24 protein-coding genes, 2 tRNA genes and 1 other RNA gene are annotated in these 17,531 nt (G+C 41.6%); 15 read left to right on the top strand and 12 right to left on the bottom strand.

Annotated features, from left to right (window positions below):
- Nucleotides 1-11: 11 nt before the first annotated feature.
- Nucleotides 12-608: a hypothetical protein gene (locus HM003_06240; GenBank protein ID MBX5328934.1), complete on the bottom strand. Its 597-nt coding sequence runs from the start codon at nucleotides 606-608 to the stop codon at nucleotides 12-14.
- A gap of 123 nt (nucleotides 609-731) precedes the next feature.
- Between HM003_06240 and HM003_06245 the strand changes: the two genes are divergently transcribed.
- The 4 genes from HM003_06245 (at nucleotide 732) to HM003_06260 (ending at nucleotide 3,807) form a co-directional block, all read left to right on the top strand.
- Nucleotides 732-1,775 carry a M42 family metallopeptidase gene (locus HM003_06245; GenBank protein ID MBX5328935.1) on the top strand — a complete coding sequence of 348 codons (1,044 nt, stop codon included), beginning with the start codon at nucleotides 732-734 and terminating at the stop codon, nucleotides 1,773-1,775.
- Nucleotides 1,776-1,837: 62 nt separating this feature from the next.
- Nucleotides 1,838-2,293 carry a C_GCAxxG_C_C family protein gene (locus HM003_06250; GenBank protein ID MBX5328936.1) on the top strand — a complete coding sequence of 152 codons (456 nt, stop codon included), beginning with the start codon at nucleotides 1,838-1,840 and terminating at the stop codon, nucleotides 2,291-2,293.
- 90 nt (nucleotides 2,294-2,383) lie between these two features.
- Nucleotides 2,384-3,319, top strand: coding sequence for a hypothetical protein (locus HM003_06255; protein MBX5328937.1), 936 nt, complete (start codon nucleotides 2,384-2,386; stop codon nucleotides 3,317-3,319).
- 50 nt (nucleotides 3,320-3,369) lie between these two features.
- Nucleotides 3,370-3,807: an archease gene (locus tag HM003_06260; GenBank protein ID MBX5328938.1), complete on the top strand. Its 438-nt coding sequence runs from the start codon at nucleotides 3,370-3,372 to the stop codon at nucleotides 3,805-3,807.
- A 38-nt stretch (nucleotides 3,808-3,845) separates the two neighbouring features.
- Here HM003_06260 and HM003_06265 read toward each other — a convergent pair whose 3' ends face one another.
- Both HM003_06265 and HM003_06270 read right to left on the bottom strand, forming a co-directional pair.
- Nucleotides 3,846-4,499, bottom strand: coding sequence for a nucleoside monophosphate kinase (locus tag HM003_06265; protein ID MBX5328939.1), 654 nt, complete (start codon nucleotides 4,497-4,499; stop codon nucleotides 3,846-3,848).
- Between the two features lie 73 nt (nucleotides 4,500-4,572).
- Nucleotides 4,573-5,043: a hypothetical protein gene (locus tag HM003_06270; GenBank protein ID MBX5328940.1), complete on the bottom strand. Its 471-nt coding sequence runs from the start codon at nucleotides 5,041-5,043 to the stop codon at nucleotides 4,573-4,575.
- 112 nt (nucleotides 5,044-5,155) lie between these two features.
- Here HM003_06270 and HM003_06275 point away from each other — a divergent pair, with 112 nt between their 5' ends.
- On the top strand, nucleotides 5,156-6,073 hold the full coding sequence (locus HM003_06275; protein MBX5328941.1) for an MBL fold metallo-hydrolase: 918 nt from the start codon (nucleotides 5,156-5,158) through the stop codon (nucleotides 6,071-6,073).
- A gap of 72 nt (nucleotides 6,074-6,145) precedes the next feature.
- Nucleotides 6,146-7,624, top strand: coding sequence for an RtcB family protein (locus HM003_06280; protein MBX5328942.1), 1,479 nt, complete (start codon nucleotides 6,146-6,148; stop codon nucleotides 7,622-7,624).
- A gap of 6 nt (nucleotides 7,625-7,630) precedes the next feature.
- Here the strand turns inward: HM003_06280 and HM003_06285 are convergent, their stop codons facing one another.
- Nucleotides 7,631-8,002 (bottom strand): hypothetical protein, encoded by a 372-nt coding sequence (locus HM003_06285; protein ID MBX5328943.1) that lies wholly within the window; start codon nucleotides 8,000-8,002, stop codon nucleotides 7,631-7,633.
- 116 nt (nucleotides 8,003-8,118) lie between these two features.
- Here HM003_06285 and HM003_06290 point away from each other — a divergent pair, with 116 nt between their 5' ends.
- On the top strand, nucleotides 8,119-8,781 hold the full coding sequence (locus HM003_06290) for a hypothetical protein (protein MBX5328944.1): 663 nt from the start codon (nucleotides 8,119-8,121) through the stop codon (nucleotides 8,779-8,781).
- 51 nt (nucleotides 8,782-8,832) lie between these two features.
- On the opposite strand, the gene HM003_06295 is transcribed toward HM003_06290, so the two are convergent.
- A complete protein-coding gene (locus HM003_06295) occupies nucleotides 8,833-9,252 on the bottom strand; it encodes a hypothetical protein (GenBank protein ID MBX5328945.1) in 420 nt (139 codons plus the stop codon).
- 406 nt (nucleotides 9,253-9,658) lie between these two features.
- On the opposite strand from HM003_06295, the gene HM003_06300 reads away from it, so the two are divergent.
- Nucleotides 9,659-9,737: transfer RNA gene (locus tag HM003_06300), tRNA-Gly, on the top strand.
- Nucleotides 9,738-9,816: 79 nt separating this feature from the next.
- Entirely contained in the window at nucleotides 9,817-10,188 is a 372-nt protein-coding gene (locus tag HM003_06305) for a carboxymuconolactone decarboxylase family protein (protein ID MBX5328946.1), read from the top strand.
- Between the two features lie 155 nt (nucleotides 10,189-10,343).
- On the opposite strand, the gene ffs is transcribed toward HM003_06305, so the two are convergent.
- Nucleotides 10,344-10,656, bottom strand: an RNA gene (ffs, locus tag HM003_06310) — signal recognition particle sRNA.
- 719 nt (nucleotides 10,657-11,375) lie between these two features.
- Here ffs and HM003_06315 point away from each other — a divergent pair.
- The 3 genes from HM003_06315 (at nucleotide 11,376) to HM003_06325 (ending at nucleotide 13,091) form a co-directional block, all read left to right on the top strand.
- On the top strand, nucleotides 11,376-11,639 hold the full coding sequence (locus HM003_06315; GenBank protein MBX5328947.1) for a DUF4258 domain-containing protein: 264 nt from the start codon (nucleotides 11,376-11,378) through the stop codon (nucleotides 11,637-11,639).
- Nucleotides 11,629-11,841, top strand: coding sequence for a DUF2283 domain-containing protein (locus HM003_06320; GenBank protein MBX5328948.1), 213 nt, complete (start codon nucleotides 11,629-11,631; stop codon nucleotides 11,839-11,841). Before HM003_06315 ends, HM003_06320 begins: the two co-directional genes overlap by 11 nt.
- A gap of 287 nt (nucleotides 11,842-12,128) precedes the next feature.
- Nucleotides 12,129-13,091, top strand: coding sequence for a 6-phosphofructokinase (locus HM003_06325; GenBank protein MBX5328949.1), 963 nt, complete (start codon nucleotides 12,129-12,131; stop codon nucleotides 13,089-13,091).
- Nucleotides 13,092-13,169: 78 nt separating this feature from the next.
- On the opposite strand, the gene HM003_06330 is transcribed toward HM003_06325, so the two are convergent.
- The 4 genes from HM003_06330 to HM003_06345 form a co-directional block, all read right to left on the bottom strand.
- A complete protein-coding gene (locus tag HM003_06330; protein MBX5328950.1) occupies nucleotides 13,170-13,493 on the bottom strand; it encodes a hypothetical protein in 324 nt (107 codons plus the stop codon).
- Nucleotides 13,490-14,518 (bottom strand): 6-phosphofructokinase, encoded by a 1,029-nt coding sequence (locus HM003_06335; protein ID MBX5328951.1) that lies wholly within the window; start codon nucleotides 14,516-14,518, stop codon nucleotides 13,490-13,492. Before HM003_06335 ends, HM003_06330 begins: the two co-directional genes overlap by 4 nt.
- A gap of 19 nt (nucleotides 14,519-14,537) precedes the next feature.
- The gene (gene fba, locus HM003_06340) at nucleotides 14,538-15,455 is read right to left on the bottom strand and encodes a class II fructose-1,6-bisphosphate aldolase (protein ID MBX5328952.1); all 918 of its coding nucleotides are present in this window, start codon (nucleotides 15,453-15,455) and stop codon (nucleotides 14,538-14,540) included.
- 61 nt (nucleotides 15,456-15,516) lie between these two features.
- Nucleotides 15,517-15,996, bottom strand: a complete 480-nt coding sequence (locus tag HM003_06345; GenBank protein ID MBX5328953.1) for a hypothetical protein — start codon at nucleotides 15,994-15,996, stop codon at nucleotides 15,517-15,519.
- Nucleotides 15,997-16,110: 114 nt separating this feature from the next.
- Here HM003_06345 and HM003_06350 point away from each other — a divergent pair, with 114 nt between their 5' ends.
- The gene (locus tag HM003_06350) at nucleotides 16,111-16,329 is read left to right on the top strand and encodes a hypothetical protein (protein ID MBX5328954.1); all 219 of its coding nucleotides are present in this window, start codon (nucleotides 16,111-16,113) and stop codon (nucleotides 16,327-16,329) included.
- A gap of 10 nt (nucleotides 16,330-16,339) precedes the next feature.
- On the opposite strand, the gene HM003_06355 is transcribed toward HM003_06350, so the two are convergent.
- Nucleotides 16,340-16,480 (bottom strand): hypothetical protein, encoded by a 141-nt coding sequence (locus HM003_06355; GenBank protein MBX5328955.1) that lies wholly within the window; start codon nucleotides 16,478-16,480, stop codon nucleotides 16,340-16,342.
- A 168-nt stretch (nucleotides 16,481-16,648) separates the two neighbouring features.
- On the opposite strand from HM003_06355, the gene HM003_06360 reads away from it, so the two are divergent.
- Both HM003_06360 and HM003_06365 read left to right on the top strand, forming a co-directional pair.
- Nucleotides 16,649-16,840: a MarR family transcriptional regulator gene (locus tag HM003_06360; GenBank protein MBX5328956.1), complete on the top strand. Its 192-nt coding sequence runs from the start codon at nucleotides 16,649-16,651 to the stop codon at nucleotides 16,838-16,840.
- A 165-nt stretch (nucleotides 16,841-17,005) separates the two neighbouring features.
- Nucleotides 17,006-17,401 (top strand): hypothetical protein, encoded by a 396-nt coding sequence (locus HM003_06365; protein MBX5328957.1) that lies wholly within the window; start codon nucleotides 17,006-17,008, stop codon nucleotides 17,399-17,401.
- A 4-nt stretch (nucleotides 17,402-17,405) separates the two neighbouring features.
- On the opposite strand, the gene HM003_06370 is transcribed toward HM003_06365, so the two are convergent.
- Nucleotides 17,406-17,494: transfer RNA gene (locus HM003_06370), tRNA-Ser, on the bottom strand.
- Nucleotides 17,495-17,531 lie beyond the last annotated feature (37 nt).

The following is a 17,531-nucleotide window of genomic DNA, read 5'->3' on the forward strand; positions in this document are numbered from 1 at the left end:
TTTAAGTGTCTTTATAAGAGTTGGATTAGCAGGATTATTATTGCTGTAAAAGCGCCCACAGTAAGCATAACCACACCATAAAACCATCCGTTTTCTTTTGCTATTTTTCCAAGGTATATGCCTAGCAAGAAAAGAGTAGCTAGCGAGAGAGCTAAAGAGATGAAATAGGCGTTCCAGATGGGTATGAGTCCCATCGAGACGAGGATGAAGGGTATCAGAGAAATGATTGCCGTTAAGGTTGGTGATAGCCCATCGATGATTGCTACATACAATGTTACGAATCTTGCGGCTTCGTAGTGTATTGGGTGGACATTGTCGTTTGTTGCTTCCTCCATCTCTTTTAAGTGGCGTTCTCTCTCTGCTTTTTCCGCCATGTAAGCTCCAAAAAAGCCAGAAAGCCCCATTGCTAAGCATGCTCCTAAACCTGCCAGCACGATTATTTCTGATTTCAAAACTCCAGCTATCAATGAGCCTAAAACTATGCCGAAAACAGTCATGGCGCCGTCGAATCCGTTCATGACAAAGTATCTTCTGGCTATGCCGCTTGCCTTCGTTATGCGTAGGTACGCCTTAGCCTTTTCGGAAAACTTTCTAAAAGATTTACTCAATGAGTATCTCTTCACCCTTGTAAGGGCGAAATGTAATAGCCCATGTCGGATTCGGGTTCTATTTACCACAATTGTTTAATATAAAGTTTTAGAATTCTAGCTAAACTCATTGGAGATGAATTAATGGTGCTTGCTGAAATTTTAGAGAAACTCTCTAATGCTTGTGGCGTTGCAGGTAGAGAGGAAGAAGTTAGAAATTTAATGAAGAAGTTCATGAAGCCCCACGTGGACGAGATTAAAGAAGACAAGCTTGGAAACGTTATCGGAATCAGAAAGGGAAAGAAAAACGCGCCTAAAGTGATGCTTGCGGGACACATGGACGAAATAGGATTACTAGTGAAAACAATTTCGAAAGAAGGCTTCCTGCAGTTCACAAAAATTGGCGGAATAGACGACAGAATCCTTCTCGGTCAGAAAGTCATAGTGTACGCGGAAAAAGGTCCTTTGCATGGGATAATTGGTTCGAAACCGCCGCATATACAGAAAGAAGAAGAACGCAAGAGGGTAATAACTTGCGATGAACTGTTCATAGACATCGGAGCTGGAAGTCAAGAAGAAGTCAAAAAAATGGGCGTGAGAATCGGAGACCCAGTCGGCTTTGACATTAAATTCGCCAAGATTGGAAAAAACATTGTCATCGGCAAGGCTTTTGATGACCGTGTTGGATGCGCTGTTATGGCTGAAGCGATTGAACGTTTGGAAAAAACGGAATGTACAGTGTATGCGGTTGGCACGGTGCAAGAAGAGGTTGGATTGAGAGGAGCGACAACCGCTGCGTTTGGCATATGCCCAGATGTCGGCATTGCACTTGACGTAACCATTGCCGGAGATGTTCCTGGCGTAAAGGAAGTTGAGGCGCCTGTAAAACTGGGAAGAGGTCCAGCATTGACTGTTGCTGATTATGGATTGATTACTCATCCTAAGGTTTTGCGGTTGTTGATTGATTCTGCTGAAGAAAGCAAGATTCCGTATCAGCTTGAAACGGGGTTGCCAGGGTCAACTGATGCGGCACGTATATCTTTGACTCGAGAAGGTGTGCCAAGCGGTGTTATATCGGTGCCAACGCGTTACATTCATAGTCCAGCTTCGCTTTTGAGTCTTGATGATGCTGAAAAAGCTGTGAAACTTTTGGTTGCGGCAATTAAGAAGATTCCAAAATACTTCTAACATCCTTTTTTCCTTGAAGAATTAAGGAACCATTTCATAGGACAATGTAGGTAAACGCGAATATGACTAGCAAAAGCATGCTAGGTGAAAAGGCAGTAAAACATTTTCTTGACGGATACAACTGTGCTCAAAGTGTCTTGTTAACAATTTTTGAGCATTGGAACATTAGGAATGATTTAGTTCCGAAAATTGCCACGGGTTTCGGCGGAGGAATGGGAAGATGCGGTTCTGTCTGCGGAGCATTAGTGGGTGGTGTAATGGCTATAGGCGTTAAATATGGCACAGATGAACCATCACTTGAAAAGAGACTAAAAGCCTACGGGCTCGCGAATGAACTTTACAAAAAATTTGAGAAGCAACATGGAAGTGTTCTATGTCGAGAATTAATCGGATATAACTTATCCAATCCTAAAGAATTGAGAAGAGCTCAGCAATCCAAAGTTTTCGAGAAGAAGTGTACCATTTTTGTAAGAACCGTGATAGGAAACCTGATGGAACTTGACAAGTACGCAAAATAATTTTTGAGTTAAGCGTGTTTTGCTGGAAAAATTTTTATACGTGAAAATTGGTAAGAAACGGAATCTGCTTCAGCTACTGAGGTGGCTTCCGTGAAAATTAAATGGTTAATATTGCCTTTCCTAATACTGTGTAGTTTTCCTCTGTTCGCTGCCAATGGTAACTCTAATGCTTCTCCAGAAAGCCCCGCGATAGTTGATGTTGGAATTTGGCTTGTTAACGTTGAAAAGGTTGATTTATCTGCGAACAGTTACAAACTAGACTTTTATTTATGGTTTAGATTTAACTCCTCCGAAATAAGCGCAGATAATGTGGCGAATTTTGAATTTGTCAACGGTGCCCCTTCAATGTACGTGGTAAGCAGAGAAGAAGATTATTTAGAATACCGTGTTAGAGGAGACTTCATTAAAACGTTTGATTTTAGGCAATATCCTTTCGAAACTCATAAACTGACTGTGGAATTGGAACACAAAAATCTTGATGTTTCTAGTTTAGTTTTCAGAGAAGACCCGACGTCAAAAATTGATGAAACAGTAAACGTGGCTGGCTGGTCTGTTGGCGATTTTGAAACAGCAGTTGTGGAGCATTCTTATGGTGAAGAAACATATTCACGTTTTGTCTTTAGCATTACTTTAGGACGACCAACGCTCTCCGCATTTGTTAAAAGTGTTTTACCAATAACCGTCATAACCACCATATCGTTGCTTGCCTTTTTCATATCGCCGCAGAACTTTTCTCAAAGGATAGGTTTAGGTGTCACAACACTTCTTTCTGCAACAGCCTTTCACCTTTCGCTTTTAAGCGGTATTCCACCGACTGGATATCTCACTTTAGCAGATAGGATTATGCTGTCCGTTTACATAATCTTTCTCTACAACCTTTCTGCTTCAGTTTACATCATGCGTCTTGTAGACGCAAAGAAAACAGAAGAAGCTACAAAATTCAACTCAAAGGCGCTTAAAACTCTACCAATCCTAATAATCATCCTCGTAGTAATTCAAACGGTTGCCACTCTGTTAGCTTTCTAAAACAAATGATTTTAAAACCAAAAGACCATATTATCCATTTGGCTGAAGCTATGCGGGCTAAGAAACGCTTCGAGTTTTTGGAACACACGGCAGACGCTTACATTGCTGCTTACGGAAAAGACTTGGCAGAAGCTTTTGAAAACGCCGCACTTGCACTGTTTGAAGTTATGACAGATGTTGAAAAAGTCAATCCGCAGATTGAAGATTACGTTGAAGTTTCAGCAGAAGACGAGTATGCACTTCTTTACAGTTGGCTTGAAGCTTTGCTTATAAAATTTGAAACAAACGGAATTCTCTATTCAAAATTCAAAATTTTAGAACTCGATAAAACCCCAAGCGGTTTCCAATTAAAAGCAAAAATCTGGGGAGAAAAATACAATCCACAAAAACATCCACAAAAAGTCGGCGTCAAAGCCGTCACATACCACCGCATGAAAATCATCAAAACACCAAACAAAACCACGTTACGATTCATCCTTGATATATAAAGAGTATTTATAAGGGGGGTCTATCACCAAAAAGCACACTAAACCATCTTCAACTCCTTCAAGCCTTTCAGAATTTCTTCCACAGCTACGTCAGGCGGCAAATCAATCTTCTCACATTTAAACTCCACAAAAGGAACTTTCTTTTCTCTATAATACTGCAGAATCGGTTGAGTTTGTCGCTCGTAAACGTCAATTCGGTTCTTAATCACATCCGGCGTGTCATCTGGACGCTGATAGAGTGGTCCACCACATTTGTCGCATATCATGTCCTTTTTTGGTTTTAAATAGCGTAAGTTGTAGACTTCGCCGCAGTTCTTGCAAATTCTCCGCGTGGACAAGCGCTCAATAATTATCCAGTCTGGCACAGTCAATTGAATAACAACATCTATCTTCACAATTTTCTCCAACGCTTTCGCTTGCTCAATAGTGCGTGGAAAACCATCCAAAATGAAGCCTTTCGCTGACTGCGCCTTTGCTAAGCGATTTTTCAAAACTTCAATTACGACATCATCCGGAACCAGCAAACCCTTCTCAACGTATCCCTTCACCTTCCTGCCCAAAGAAGTATCTTCCTTCATTATCTCCCGAAAAATGTCGCCCATAGCAATAACATCAACACCAAGCTTAGATTGCAGCCGCGAAGCATACGTTCCCTTACCAGAACCTGGCGCGCCGAAAATCAACGCCTTCAATCTTCTTACTCTCCTTTTGCTTGTTCTGCGTCTGTTATTAGTGTTAATAATTAAGTATTACTGTAAACCCTGCCTAACGAATTAAGAAAGTTATCTCCTTCACAAGAGTTTCTGGAACAAAAATTCTACCCTTTCGCTTATTCATTCTCACAAAACCAAGCTTAGCAAGCGCCTGCAAATCCTGATAGACATTTTTCACATCTCTCCTTATTTTTTGAGCCAAATCATTTATTGACTCAGCCCTCAAAGCGGCAATCTGAAACAACAATTCTATCCTTTTAGGCGTTAACAAAGCAATTTGTTGCGATTTAAAGTCTCTAATTTCTTCAATTGCATAGTCAAGAGTCCCTTCTTCAACGTAACCCTTATAACTGTCAACAAGCTCAGCCCATTCAAAATAAGCCTTTGCAGACTTAGCATCCAACTTATGTTTGAGAAAAAGCTCCTCAAACTTTTCAAACTGCATACCAAACTCTTTCTCAAATCGCCTTATTCGCCCTTCAACTTCTTCAGGCGTTAAATCCCGGATGATTCTGAGAAGCATAAGCGTCCACAATTGTAAAATGTGCTATTCTGTTTAAATGTTCTTAATGAAAATGTTTAAAGCAGTAACTGGAAACTTTAAGATTCTACCAAAGCCAATGGAATGACACAAAATGCACGTAAGCAAAATTGAAGAACACCTTTACCTAATCGATGTCGAAACCGGCGGAATCGAAAATTTCGTTGCTAGCTACGTCTTAAAAGGAAAACAAACAGTCATCATTGAAACAGGTCCAACCTCTTCCATACCTAACCTGCTTTCAGCCCTTAAAGAATTAAACGTAAAACCCGAACAAGTAGCGTATGTAGCAGTTTCGCACATTCACCTCGACCATGGCGGAGGCGCAGGTGCACTGTTAAGGCACCTACCTAAAGCAAAAGTTGTCGTTCATCCGAGAGGCGCACCACATTTAGTGAATCCAGAAAAACTTTGGCAACAATCAAGACAAGTTCTCGGAAACATAACTGAAATTTATGGACCACCAGAACCTGTTCCTGAAGAGAGAATCATCGCAGCAAATGATGGCATGATTCTCGACGTTGGAAACGATGTCAAATTGAAGGTCATAGAAACTTTGGGACACGCTTCGCATCATTTAAGCTATTATGAACCGTTAACTGAAGGTATTTTTCCCGGAGACGCAGCAGGAATTTACCTAAACAAGATTGGTGTGATTGTGCCCACAACTCCGTCACCCTTCCGTTTAGACATTGCTTTGGCATCCTTGGATAAACTAATCAATCTAAAACCTAAAGTTTTGTATTATAGCCATTTTGGCAAAGCAGAAAATGCCATGGAAAAGCTTCAAACCTACGTGAATCAGCTTAAGCTTTGGGCGAGGATTGCGAAGCAAGGTTTAGAAAACGGAGAAGACTTGGCTGATATAAGCAAAAGGATACTTGAAAGTGATGAAGCGATTAGAAAAGCTAGGGATTACATTCAATCACATGCTGTTTTGAGTGAAACTGTGCTTGGCGAAAGTGTGCAAGGCGTTGTTGATTTTGTGGAGAAGTTTAAGCAAATTCCATAATGATTTTGTTTTGGTGTAAACGCCAAAATCACTTATATTGCCCAAAAACATCTTTGACTATTAGGTGAAAACATGGAAGAAGGAGAAGGCCGTGCTCCTTCAGAAAAAGTTCCACTCGAAAAACTAGACAGTTACATGTGGCGAATCCCAAAATACAAACCAGGCATGCGCGTCCCAGGCGTTATTTTCGCAGATAAAAACCTACTCGAGAAAATGCAGACAGACCGCACACTAGAACAATGCGCAAACGTTGCACATTTACCAGGAATTTACAAGTATTCCATAACTTTACCAGACGGTCATGAAGGCTACGGTTTCCCAATAGGCGGTGTTGCCGCAACCGACTATGATGAAGGCGTCATCAGTCCAGGCGGTGTAGGCTACGACATAAACTGTGGAGTACGTTTGTTAACCACGAATCTTTCAGAAGAGGACATAAGACCGAAACTTGCCGACTTATCAAACACCATCTTTGAGAATGTGCCTTGCGGACTTGGAAGCCGCAGAAAAGACCTCAAAGTGACGGCACATGATTTGGATAGGCTGGTTGTTGAGGGTGTCCAATGGGTTATTGATCAAGGTTTAGGTTGGCATGAGGACACTGAGCATTGTGAAGAACGCGGATGCATGAAAAACGCGAATCCAGACAAAGTTTCAACGACAGCCAAAAACAGAGGACTAACACAAATCGGCACGTTAGGTTCAGGAAACCACTTTCTCGAAATCCAGAAAATCGACAAAATCTACGATTCTGCAATAGCCAAAACTTTTGGAATTACGCATGAAGGTCAAGTAACAGCAATGATTCACTGTGGTTCTAGGGGTTTTGGTCATCAAATATGTTCAGATTATCTGCGAGTTATGGAAAGAGCCGTTCACAAATACAAAATTGTTCTGCCAGACCGAGAACTTGCTTGCGCACCGGGAAACAGCAATGAAGCCGAAGATTATTACCAAGCAATGGCTTGTGCTGTGAATTATGCGTTTGCTAATCGTCAAGCTATAATGCATTGGGTTAGACAGAGTTTCCAACAAGTCTTTAGGCAAGACCCGGAAAAGTTTGGGCTCAAACTTGTTTACGACGTAGCCCACAATATTGCAAAAATAGAAAACCACAAGGTTAATGGAGACCAAAAGAAAGTTTGGGTTCACAGAAAAGGCGCAACCAGAGCTTTTCCACCCATGCATCCAGAAATTCCGTCAGATTACCGTTCCGCTGGGCAACCCGTGCTTATTCCTGGCAGCATGGGAACAAGTTCTTGGCTTCTGGTCGGCACAGAAAAGGCTATGCAATTAAGTTTCGGTTCTACAGCGCATGGTGCGGGAAGAATGCTAAGTCGGAACGCTGCCAAACGACGATTCTGGGGTGGCGACATCAAAAAGGCTTTGGAACAACGTGGAATCTTTGTTAGAGCTGCAAGTTCGGTGGTTTTGGCTGAAGAAGCAGATCCAGCTTACAAGAATGTGGATGTGGTTGCTGATGTCAGCGACAAAGTTGGAATTGCAACGAAAGTTGCAAGGATTGTTCCTTTGGCGGTTGTGAAGGGCTGAGTGCGTTTAAGTAATTTTCTCTTTTCTTTTGATTTGTTGTTCTTCTCTCGCATGTGCCCTGTGTAGTTCCTTCATGTACCATGCTCTTTCTCTTGCATAGTGAATGCTTAAACCAATTCCTAGGGATAAGAGGACAATACCAAGAGCAGTTAGGGCTATTCCTAAAAGGCTGTATGGATGCTGTGTTATGTGATATGGGAAGATGAGGAACCATTCTGGGTTTTCTGCAGTTATCACAGTTTCAAGTAAGCCTCCAACGAAAAACACTGAACCCATCATGGCTAGTAAGTATCCAACAGTCTCATTATGTCTTGATTCTTCCGCTTTCTCGTGGAGATATTCGCTAAAAAGCATTGAATTCCACTGTTTGAGCACCATTAGAATGGTTCTCTATAAGTATTATCGCAGTTTTCGAATAATTTTGGGTCACGCTTATATGAGAAAATTCTATTTTTAATAATGCATAAGCCGTGTCGCCTCTGTTTGTGGTTTAGATGCCGTTAAAAGACGAATGCGGAATCTGCGGTAGAGTATTGCCTTACAGTTTTCTTAAACGATGCTATCGCTGTGGAAGACTCTACTGCAGGGACTGCATGGTGCCGGACGTTTCTACTGGTGACACAATGCGAATGTTGTGTCTTCACTGTGCCAGAAAGATTGTTTCTCCAAAATTAACCAGTAAATATGGCGAGCTTACGCGTTATTTGAGGTTTAGGGGAGATTTTACGGATACTGTTAAGCTTCCTTTTGCGAAAATAGATGGTATAATCGGTGACAACTTGCCGATGAGCGCGTATAAAACTGAAGGTTGGTGGAGCAACTCTCCTAACAGTCCACATGCGAAGGCTTGGTTGGATGCCGGTTGGAACGTGCAAGAAGTGAATTTGAAAGAGGCTTATGTAGTTTTCAAGAAAGTAAAAGAACCACAAACGCGCAGAAAGCGAAAGGCTTCGCGTAGCGAAATTAAAAAGCCTTTTACGCCAGTTCGCGTTCGCACGCCCAAACGGAAAACTCCGTCAAAAACAAAAGTTTCTAAGCTTTATGCTCGGATTAAGAATTTGGAGCGGCAGAGAGCATCAATGCCTCGATATGTGGGTGGTTTTAAGTCGAAGCCAATGCATGAGAAGAAGTTGTATAAGTCAGAAGAGAAACCGTAATGTACGAGCGTATTCGCTGTTTGATTTGGTATTTTGATGAAACGAGAGAATCTATGATGTGCGGCTTGAAGAAGCCACAGTCAAGTTGTCGTTAACCCACAATGTTACGGTTGTCCCTTTCAACTCTTTTAGACGGCCTTCAATGATTGCTTGAATTTGTGTTCTAAGTTTATCATCGTATGATGGGGTTATCCTTTCTATTTTTTTGGCAAGCTCAGAATCGCCAAGAGTTTTTTCAATCCAGTTCTTAAAATCTTTTCTCTGGTGATGGAATAATATAGTTTCCAGTTTTGCAGATTTTATTTTTTCAAGGAAATCGATGAGGTTTCTGGCATTTTCTCCTGTGGGCTTTCCAATGTCTTCGTAGAAATAGAAAGCTTCGTTCTCGCTTACGGTTCTTAGAATTCTTGATGGATCTACATTAATTTTTGATTTTCTGTTTTTTGGAGTTTTCTTCTTTTTTATACTCATGGGTTGGTCATAGATTGATGGTTTGGGTTTGAGATAATCTTTTTGAATTTTGAATTTGGATTGTAAATGCTGATTCTGTCTTCTTAAATCAAATATCTAACAATTACTCATGCAAAAGTAGGGTTTGAAAATTGAACAGTGAAGGCGAAAAGACTTCTGAAGCTAAAAGTGCTAATTCCCTAAACAGTGTTTCCAGAAAAGAAAGAAAAAGAGACGCAAGCAAACCTTTATACTTGACTCGCTATGAGTAAACTTCTATATCTCAAGATTTAAATGCTAATTGTTAATTGATGATGTTTTAAGCAAAGTGTTTGTAGACGAACATGCTTTTTGAAAACTTAAAGCGTTTAAGTTTAATTAAGGTGTTTGTAATTTTCTCTTTACCTGAAACCTTAACACGGCAAAAGCGGTCGTCGTCTAGTCTGGTTTAGGACACAAGCCTTCCAAGCTTGCGATCCCGGGTTCAAATCCCGGCGACCGCACCAACAATTTTTTGTGTAGTTGGTGTTGGTTGTGCCGTAAGCTATTTTATTTTATTGTGCTATCAAGCATGGTGTGGGATGAATGTTGGATGAGCTTGAAGAGTTTAGGCGTTATCGTGAACGTATGAATAAGCGCATTTTGTCTGTTGGCAATTTGGGGATTAAGCGGTTTTTTGCTTTGGATTCGCGTGTGTATGAGAAGGGTGCTTTGGATGTTAAAACGAAGGAACTGCTTGGCTTAGTAGCTTCTACTGTTCTGCGCTGTAATGATTGCATAACCTATCATGTTATTCGTTGCGTTCAAGAAGGGGTTTCTGAAGAAGAGTTTTTCGAAGCCTTGAACATTGCGCTTGTTGTTGGCGGTTCGATTACTATTCCTCATTTGCGTCGTGCAGTTGAAATGTTTGACCAGTGTGAGGAAAAACAGCGGAAGGGTAAGTCTGTTAAACTTTGATGCGTATTAGAAACTATGCTTAATGTTTGTGTTGTTGAGTGTGTTAGCTGTTCTGTTTGACTAGACCCCCCTTATAAATAGGTTGAAGCTTCAATGCTCTTATTGTTTCGGTGGTGAGTTGAATATTTCACGTTAATGATAAGCTTGTGGAAAGGCGGCGGGTCACTGAGGTTCGACGCCCAGAATCCGCCACTCCCTCAAACCCTACACTCGTACCCGCACCCCTTGAGCGCTGAACGCCCAGACTTAGGTTGCTCCCTCCCGGGCCTGGCCAGGTTCGCCTGACAAACGTTGAAATCGATTTCCCTACGGAAACCGTTCAACGCCCGCCAGCCCCAAGGGACGGATAGTCTTCGCTTCGGAAGTGAGGGTTTAGGCAGCCACGGACGCCTCTGCCTCAGCTTTCGGCCCATCCTATAGAGGGTTTATGGTACAGGGGACCCCTAGCCCCCCGCCTAAGACCCACCGCCAAAACATTCAAAGCCATTTCAAAACTATAAAACTTTATGTTCAGAAAAATGTGACACGCTTATAATTGTTGAGCTTTTTACTCAATAGGTCGGTCATTTGGAAACTTGCGCTATTTTGGATTTTTGACCAGACAACCAAAGTTGTTAAACACTGGGCCTTCAGAATATTGAAGTGTTTAAACTTAATGGGCTAAGAATATTGAAGTCAAGCAAAAGCTCTTATCATATAGTCTTTAGCCGTAAGATTTCATGGAAAGAGAATGTTAAAATTATGGCGTGGGTTAGTTTACTTTCTCAGAACAAAGCGTTAACTAAATGGTTTATTATGCAGTGCATTAAACAAGCTTCTACATTGCGGGTTTCTCCTAAGAGGGAAAAGGGTTCTCCTAGAATTGTTTACCGTTATGGTTCTCAGTCTAACCAGATTAGAGAGTTTCTAGTTTACCGTAAACTCGTTAAAAACATGGTTCACAGACTAGAAACAGAAAACAGCTTAAAGGAAACTGTATACCGCTTAACCAATTAACAAACAAACTTCAGTAAATTTTCCATTACATTCCCAATAAACCAAAAACTGTTTCCTATGTTCATGCACAGTTCATAAACTGTTTACATAACATTTTTTACAGTTTCCTTCAAATGTTAACTCGTTTGGGTTTGGGTTTAAAATTTTATATATCGTTTAGATGATTGCAGTCTATTGGAGAAAGTAAATCTTTGGTTGATGTTTCGGAGGTTAAATTTACTAGACACGCACTTGAGAAGTTTGATTCTTTGAAACGTTATGGTTTTCAAATCAGCGAGAGTCAAGTTGTTGATGTTATTCTTAATCCAAAGCGCATTGAAAGAAGAGACAACCAGTTTTTCGCTGTAAAACTAATTGATTTCAAACATGCTTTAAGGGTCGTTTACGAGAAAAGAAAAGGCTTTTTAGTTGTCATTACTTTTTATCCTGTTAGGCGGGAGCGTTATGACTTATAAGATCAAGTATGATGGAGACGCTGATGTATTGACCATTGTCCTTAAAGAGAAAGGCAAGCTTTCTCATGCAGAGGAGATAGGCGACATCATAGTTCACTTCGATAAAAATGGAAAACCTCTTTTTATGGAGATACTTAAAGCTAGCAAGATAGTACCCTTAATGGTTGAGGGCTTAGCTAAAAAAGAAATTGTAGTAGCATAACCTTAGATATAATCCTCTCCTAAGACTCGCCGCCAATCAAACAAACACAACTCAAATAATATAAAAGTTACACAACACAAACCGACAGCAATCAACTATCTTCAATTCAGTACAAAACCAAAACATATCAGCATCCTATTTGGCTTCAAATAGAGGACTAGAAATTATTGCATCTACAAATATTCTACTCAGATTTAGATTCGTCTTTAATTTCTTCAATCCATATTTCTAATTAGTTTAACATATATCCGTCTCAAGACACTCATAACAATAAGAAGGAGTGCTCCTTGAAAACCATCGGCGTGGTTACAAGCGGCGGAGACGCACCCGGCATGAACGCCGCCATCCGAGCAGTCACACGCTTAGCCTACGCAAAAGACTTCCAAGTTTTAGGTTTCGAGAAAGGCTGGGAAGGCTTAATGACAAGCACGTTCAGAGCGTTAACGCCGCGTTCAGTAGGCGGCATAATGCAGTTAGGCGGCACAATCCTTCTAACATCACGATGCCCGCACTTCAGAAAACCAGAAAGCATTAAAAAAGCAGCGGAAACTCTCGCCTCAAACAAGGTAGACGGTTTAATCGTCATCGGCGGCAACGGCTCCTTCAAAGCAGCACATGAACTAAGCCAAAAAACAAGCACACTCATTGTAGGCGTTCCAGCAACAATCGACAACGACGTTTACGGCACAGACGAAACCATCGGCTTCGACACTGCGGTGAACACTGCAGTAGCTGAAATCGACAAAATCCGCGACACAGCAATTTCCCATGAAAGAATCTTCATAGTCGAAGTCATGGGAAGAACAAGAGGCTTCCTAGCATTAACAGTTGGTATCACAGTCGGAGCCGAAACAATCCTAGTCCCAGAAGTCAAAACTCCCATCGAAGAAATCTTAAGGAACATTAAAGAAAACAGCGAAAAAGGAAAAAGGTCTGGGATAATAGTAGCCGCAGAAGGCGTGGGCGACACGCGCAAAATCGCAAACGAAATTGAAACACGCACAGGCGCAGAAGTAAGACTCAGCATCATAGGCTATGCACAAAGAGGCGGGTCTCCAACAGCCAGAAGCCGACTACTAGCCAATCTATTCGCAAACGAGGCAGTTGAGTTATTAGCCAAGGGACAGGGAAACAGAGTAGTTGGACTGCAAAACGGCAAAATAACAAGTATAGAACTTGAGAAATCATGTCAGATGGAAAAGCCTTTAGACTTGAGCTTACTTAAAATGGCAAGAACACTGGCAACATAAATCTATAGTTTTCTTCCATAAAGAGCAAGTATGAAACTAGCTACTGGTAATCCCCAACCTAACAAGAAAGCTACAAGGTCATATAGAACCAACGGCATTAAACTCTGAGGACCATAAATAAGTCCGGGAACCAAAATGAGCAAAGCGCCAACAATTACGGTTTTCTTTTTTTAAAACCAAAATGCTGCCGAGAATAATCAGTAAACCAACAATAACTAAGAATGCCCCAACCACACCGACAGGACCATGCGCCGGCCACGGAGCATAAATATACTTAATTCCCGTCACTAATGCAGCTAACCCAAGAAGAATGCCGAGAAGGAAGCTAACAAATAAATACACATTCATGTCAGAAAAGTAAGGCTGATTTATAGTAGAGGGCTCGTTTAAATCGTCTTTCATCCGAAAAACACGCTCGCTATTTCGTAAAGTTCCAAATCCACAGGTTTACGCTTACCAACAACAGTTTTAAGCGGAACCGAAACAATCTTGTTCCCTTGAATGGCAACCATGCGCCCAAACTTTCCTTCATGAACAAAGTCTACTGCGGCTATCCCAAACCGCGTGGCTAATATTCTATCAAAAGCCGTTGGAGAACCGCCGCGTTGAAGATGCCCCAAAACCACTACACGCGTTTCTATACCCGTACACTTTTCAATCTCTTTCCCAAGAAAATAACCAACACCGCCAAGACTTATGTGCCCAAACTCATCTATGCTTTCGCTGTAAACAATCTCTTTTCCACCCTTCGGTTTAGCCCCTTCAGCAACAACAATCAAACTGAAGTTTCTGCCACGCTCCTGCCTACGCCTAATATACCTGCAAACTTCATCTATGTCAAAAGGTTTCTCCGGAATCAAAATAACATCAGCGCCACCAGCAAGTCCCACTTCCAAAGCAATGTGACCAGTGTATCTCCCCATTACTTCGAGAATTATTACTCGATTGTGGGCTTCTGCTGTCGTGTGAAGTCTATCAAGAGCTTCAGTGGCAATTGCAACAGCCGTGTTGAAGCCAAAAGTGTAATCAGTGCCAGACAAATCATTATCGATAGTTTTTGGAACCCCAACGCATTTAAGCCCAAAATCTCCCATCTTAAACGCCACACTTAACGTGTCATCGCCGCCAATAACAACCACAGCCTCAATACCCGTCTTCTCAGCATTTTTCATAATCGTCTCTGGTCCCTTTTCACGTTTAAACGGGTTCGTCCTCGAAGTGCCTAATATAGAGCCACCACGCGGAAGAATACCCGACACAGCATTCAAACTTAAAGGCAAAAACTCGCCCTCAAGCAGTCCACGCCAACCATCTTTTACACCAACAACCTCATAACCATAATTTTGAATGCCTTTTCTAACAACTGCTCGAATAACAGCGTTAATTCCCGGAGCATCGCCTCCACCACTTAAAACTCCAACTTTCATATGCGCTTTTCACCATTAACTATGCTTTCCCAGAACTCCCAAACAACCGCATTTTACCCTTAACAACCTCTTTCATCGCTTCCTTAGCCGGACCCAAAATTTTTCTCGGGTCAAACTCCTTCGGCGTTTTCGCCAAAACCTCGCGGACGGTAGCTGTAAAAGCCAATCTCAAATCAGTGTCAATGTTTATTTTTGCAATTCCCAAAGAAATCGCCTTCTTAATGTGCTCTTCTGGGATGCCCTTCGCCCCAGCTAATTCAGCTCCGTATTTCACGGCTTTCTCAATAATCCACTGAGGAACACTCGAAGCGCCATGCAACACAAGCGGCACATCCACCTTTTCCCTAATCTCCCTCAACCTTTCAAAATCAAGTTTCGGCTCAGCCTTAAACTTGTAAGCACCATGAGACGTCCCTATCGCCACTGCAAGAGCGTCCACCCCAGTTTTTTCAACAAATTCTTTCGCCGTTTCAGGATCAGTTAAAACAGCCTCTTTCTCCTCAACCGTCTTCTCCTCCACACCCGCAAGCCTTCCAAGCTCAGCCTCAACCGCCACCCCTTTCGGATGCGCCAAATCAACCACACGCCTCGTCAAAGCAACATTCTCCTCAAACTTCAAAAAAGAACCGTCAATCATAACAGACGTGAAACCAGCACCAACACACTTCGAAACTATCTCAAAGTCCTCGCCATGGTCAAGGTGAAGCGCCATGGGCACCGGCACCGATTTCGCGGCAGTCTTCACAATTTCTGACAAGTAAGCCAAACCACCATACTTAATCGCGCTCGGCGTGACAGCAACTATAACAGGCGATTTCTCCTCAACAGCCGCCTCACTAACAGCCAACAAAGCCTCCAAATTATTTATGTTAAAAGCGCCAACAGCATAACCATTCCGACTAGCCGGCACCAACAAATCCTTGTTCGTAACAAGCATCTTCCCCACCGCAGTCTGTTATTAACTAAATCGATATAAATCATTTACACTGCACCAGAAACTAATGTGGTCTTCCCATAAGAATAAAAGCTGCAACCGCAGCCACACAAACTGCCGCGATTACCAGCGTAAAGAAAAGCGTTTGTGGAATTCCGAAAATGTAGTGTTGAATTTCATAATTTAACGTGACAAGCACATCCTGCGATGAATATTTATTAAAAAAATGCAAAACATATTCGCCTTTCAAATCGCAGACAAACCTGTAATCAAGAGACGCTCTTCTGCCAAACGCCTTCACGGTTCCGTTAGGAAACGTCATGTAAAAATCAATGGTGCCTTCGGTTAATCCGCCGACCGTAAATATTATCGTAACGTGATCTTCAACTGTGAGGTCTAGAATTTCTGTTATTTCTTCGCCGCTTTGCACTGTAAAGCTTTTGGTTGCCGCTCTAACCTGACATATAGTGCCCAATAGCATAATCGTGAGAAAAAGAAAAGTCAATGCCATTCTGATTCGGAACATCACATATTTTTGGCACATTCAAAATCAATAACCATTGCGAATCTCAAATACAGACAGATAATAAGAATTTGTAAGGCAACTTTAGAAAGCTATATGGGCTAAAGAGTCAATTATTATTTAGAGGCATGTGCTGTGACTTGTTATTTCAGACATCTTAAAGAAATTTTCAAAAAAGCAGGAATACAAGTTACGAACGAGAACAGAAAAGAAATTGACAAAATAATCCACAGCACCGTCCATGTGGATTATAAAGATTGCTCGGCTACGTGGAAAGAAGTGAAAAAGCAAATTGCAGAAAACGAGGAAGACTTTGTTTCGAAATTGAAAGAAGCATGGAATAAACAAGCATAAGCGTAACTGTTTACTTCTTAGTTTTCGGCTTCATCTCTTTCATGGGGACACCGCAACAAATCAAATCGCAAGTGGCACATCCACACGCTTTATCAATAATCACAACAAGCCCGCATTCTTCACATTTATGCTTCGAACCTTTCTTTGCCATTCACTCCCACTCCCTTCACTATTTTTTAGCCAATCCTTCTACATTGATTATGCAAAAATAAAACTAGCCAATGCTTACTACGCGACAATTGCATTGAAAAATCTTATAAGAAAAAATGAAACATAAACTCTAAAACTGGCATGTTCACTAAATCACGGGGTGATTAGCATGGTAAAACTAAACAAGATTGATGAACTCGTCATTGCAACATTAAAAAGCTCTGATAAGCCCTTGACACTTGCAGAAATCGCCCAGAAAACCGGAGAGTCTGAAAAGAAAATTTTTAAGGCTTTGCGTAAGCTGTTTGAGAATGAAATGGTTGACTGCCAGAACCGCCAATACAAACTGGCAAATTGCTAGCTAATTTTTGGCGTTTTTTCTGTGTTCTCAGTAATTGCTTTGGTGCAAGATTCGGTTAGTGTATTTGGTTTGTTTTGGTGGTCGCAAAGTGTTGATTATTAAATCGCAATATTTAAGTTATCAAATATTCACAAGTACAACTAACCAAACGAGTCGTGCAGGTAATTGAGAATACTTAGAAAACAGAAATCTGGCTACGCGCTGGGAATAGCGCTTTGCCTAGTAGGATTAGTTCTTATTTCCGTAACCATTTGGGAAATTTGGCCTAACATTTCCGCTCAAAATCCAGTCCAAAGTTTCTGGATAGCTATTTGGACTCAAAAGCTTGATTTCATTCCAATTATCGAATTCAAACTAGCATACTTGATAATCTCTGGAATTGCGCTGATCTCTGCAGGCGTCATAGTATTAATTTTAAGTCGGCAATGGCTAACTGTCTACAGCGGCACCATACTATTTCAATGCCCCTTCTGCAAAAAACGCTGGAGAGCCCTACGCGACAAAGGGCTAGTGCACTGTCCACACTGTAATCAACTAATTCATCCTATAATGGTCGAATAAGCTGTGGCGCGGGGTGCGGGATTTGAACCCGCGCGGCCGTTACCGACCACAGGCTTAGCAGGCCTGCCCCCTACCAGGCTAGGGCAACCCCGCCCAGTTTTGGTTTTGTATGGTTTTCTATCGTGTTTGT

The organism is Candidatus Bathyarchaeota archaeon A05DMB-5, from assembly GCA_019685655.1.
Taxonomy (GTDB): Archaea; Thermoproteota; Bathyarchaeia; order Bathyarchaeales; family Bathycorpusculaceae; genus DSLH01.

What these genes read in the sequence shown, in the direction of transcription:
- HM003_06245 (MBX5328935.1), top strand. Translation starts at nt 732, where the DNA reads ATGGTGCTTGCTGAAATTTTAGAGAAACTCTCTAATGCTTGTGGCGTT.
- HM003_06250 (MBX5328936.1), top strand. Translation starts at nt 1,838, where the DNA reads ATGACTAGCAAAAGCATGCTAGGTGAAAAGGCAGTAAAACATTTTCTT.
- HM003_06260 (MBX5328938.1), top strand. Translation starts at nt 3,370, where the DNA reads ATGCGGGCTAAGAAACGCTTCGAGTTTTTGGAACACACGGCAGACGCT.
- HM003_06270 (MBX5328940.1), bottom strand. Translation starts at nt 5,043, where the DNA reads ATGCTTCTCAGAATCATCCGGGATTTAACGCCTGAAGAAGTTGAAGGG.
- HM003_06275 (MBX5328941.1), top strand. Translation starts at nt 5,156, where the DNA reads ATGCACGTAAGCAAAATTGAAGAACACCTTTACCTAATCGATGTCGAA.
- HM003_06280 (MBX5328942.1), top strand. Translation starts at nt 6,146, where the DNA reads ATGGAAGAAGGAGAAGGCCGTGCTCCTTCAGAAAAAGTTCCACTCGAA.
- HM003_06285 (MBX5328943.1), bottom strand. Translation starts at nt 8,002, where the DNA reads ATGGTGCTCAAACAGTGGAATTCAATGCTTTTTAGCGAATATCTCCAC.
- HM003_06290 (MBX5328944.1), top strand. Translation starts at nt 8,119, where the DNA reads ATGCCGTTAAAAGACGAATGCGGAATCTGCGGTAGAGTATTGCCTTAC.
- HM003_06295 (MBX5328945.1), bottom strand. Translation starts at nt 9,252, where the DNA reads ATGAGTATAAAAAAGAAGAAAACTCCAAAAAACAGAAAATCAAAAATT.
- HM003_06305 (MBX5328946.1), top strand. Translation starts at nt 9,817, where the DNA reads ATGTTGGATGAGCTTGAAGAGTTTAGGCGTTATCGTGAACGTATGAAT.
- HM003_06320 (MBX5328948.1), top strand. Translation starts at nt 11,629, where the DNA reads ATGACTTATAAGATCAAGTATGATGGAGACGCTGATGTATTGACCATT.
- HM003_06330 (MBX5328950.1), bottom strand. Translation starts at nt 13,493, where the DNA reads ATGAAAGACGATTTAAACGAGCCCTCTACTATAAATCAGCCTTACTTT.
- HM003_06335 (MBX5328951.1), bottom strand. Translation starts at nt 14,518, where the DNA reads ATGAAAGTTGGAGTTTTAAGTGGTGGAGGCGATGCTCCGGGAATTAAC.
- fba (MBX5328952.1), bottom strand. Translation starts at nt 15,455, where the DNA reads ATGCTTGTTACGAACAAGGATTTGTTGGTGCCGGCTAGTCGGAATGGT.
- HM003_06345 (MBX5328953.1), bottom strand. Translation starts at nt 15,996, where the DNA reads ATGTGCCAAAAATATGTGATGTTCCGAATCAGAATGGCATTGACTTTT.
- HM003_06355 (MBX5328955.1), bottom strand. Translation starts at nt 16,480, where the DNA reads ATGGCAAAGAAAGGTTCGAAGCATAAATGTGAAGAATGCGGGCTTGTT.
- HM003_06360 (MBX5328956.1), top strand. Translation starts at nt 16,649, where the DNA reads ATGGTAAAACTAAACAAGATTGATGAACTCGTCATTGCAACATTAAAA.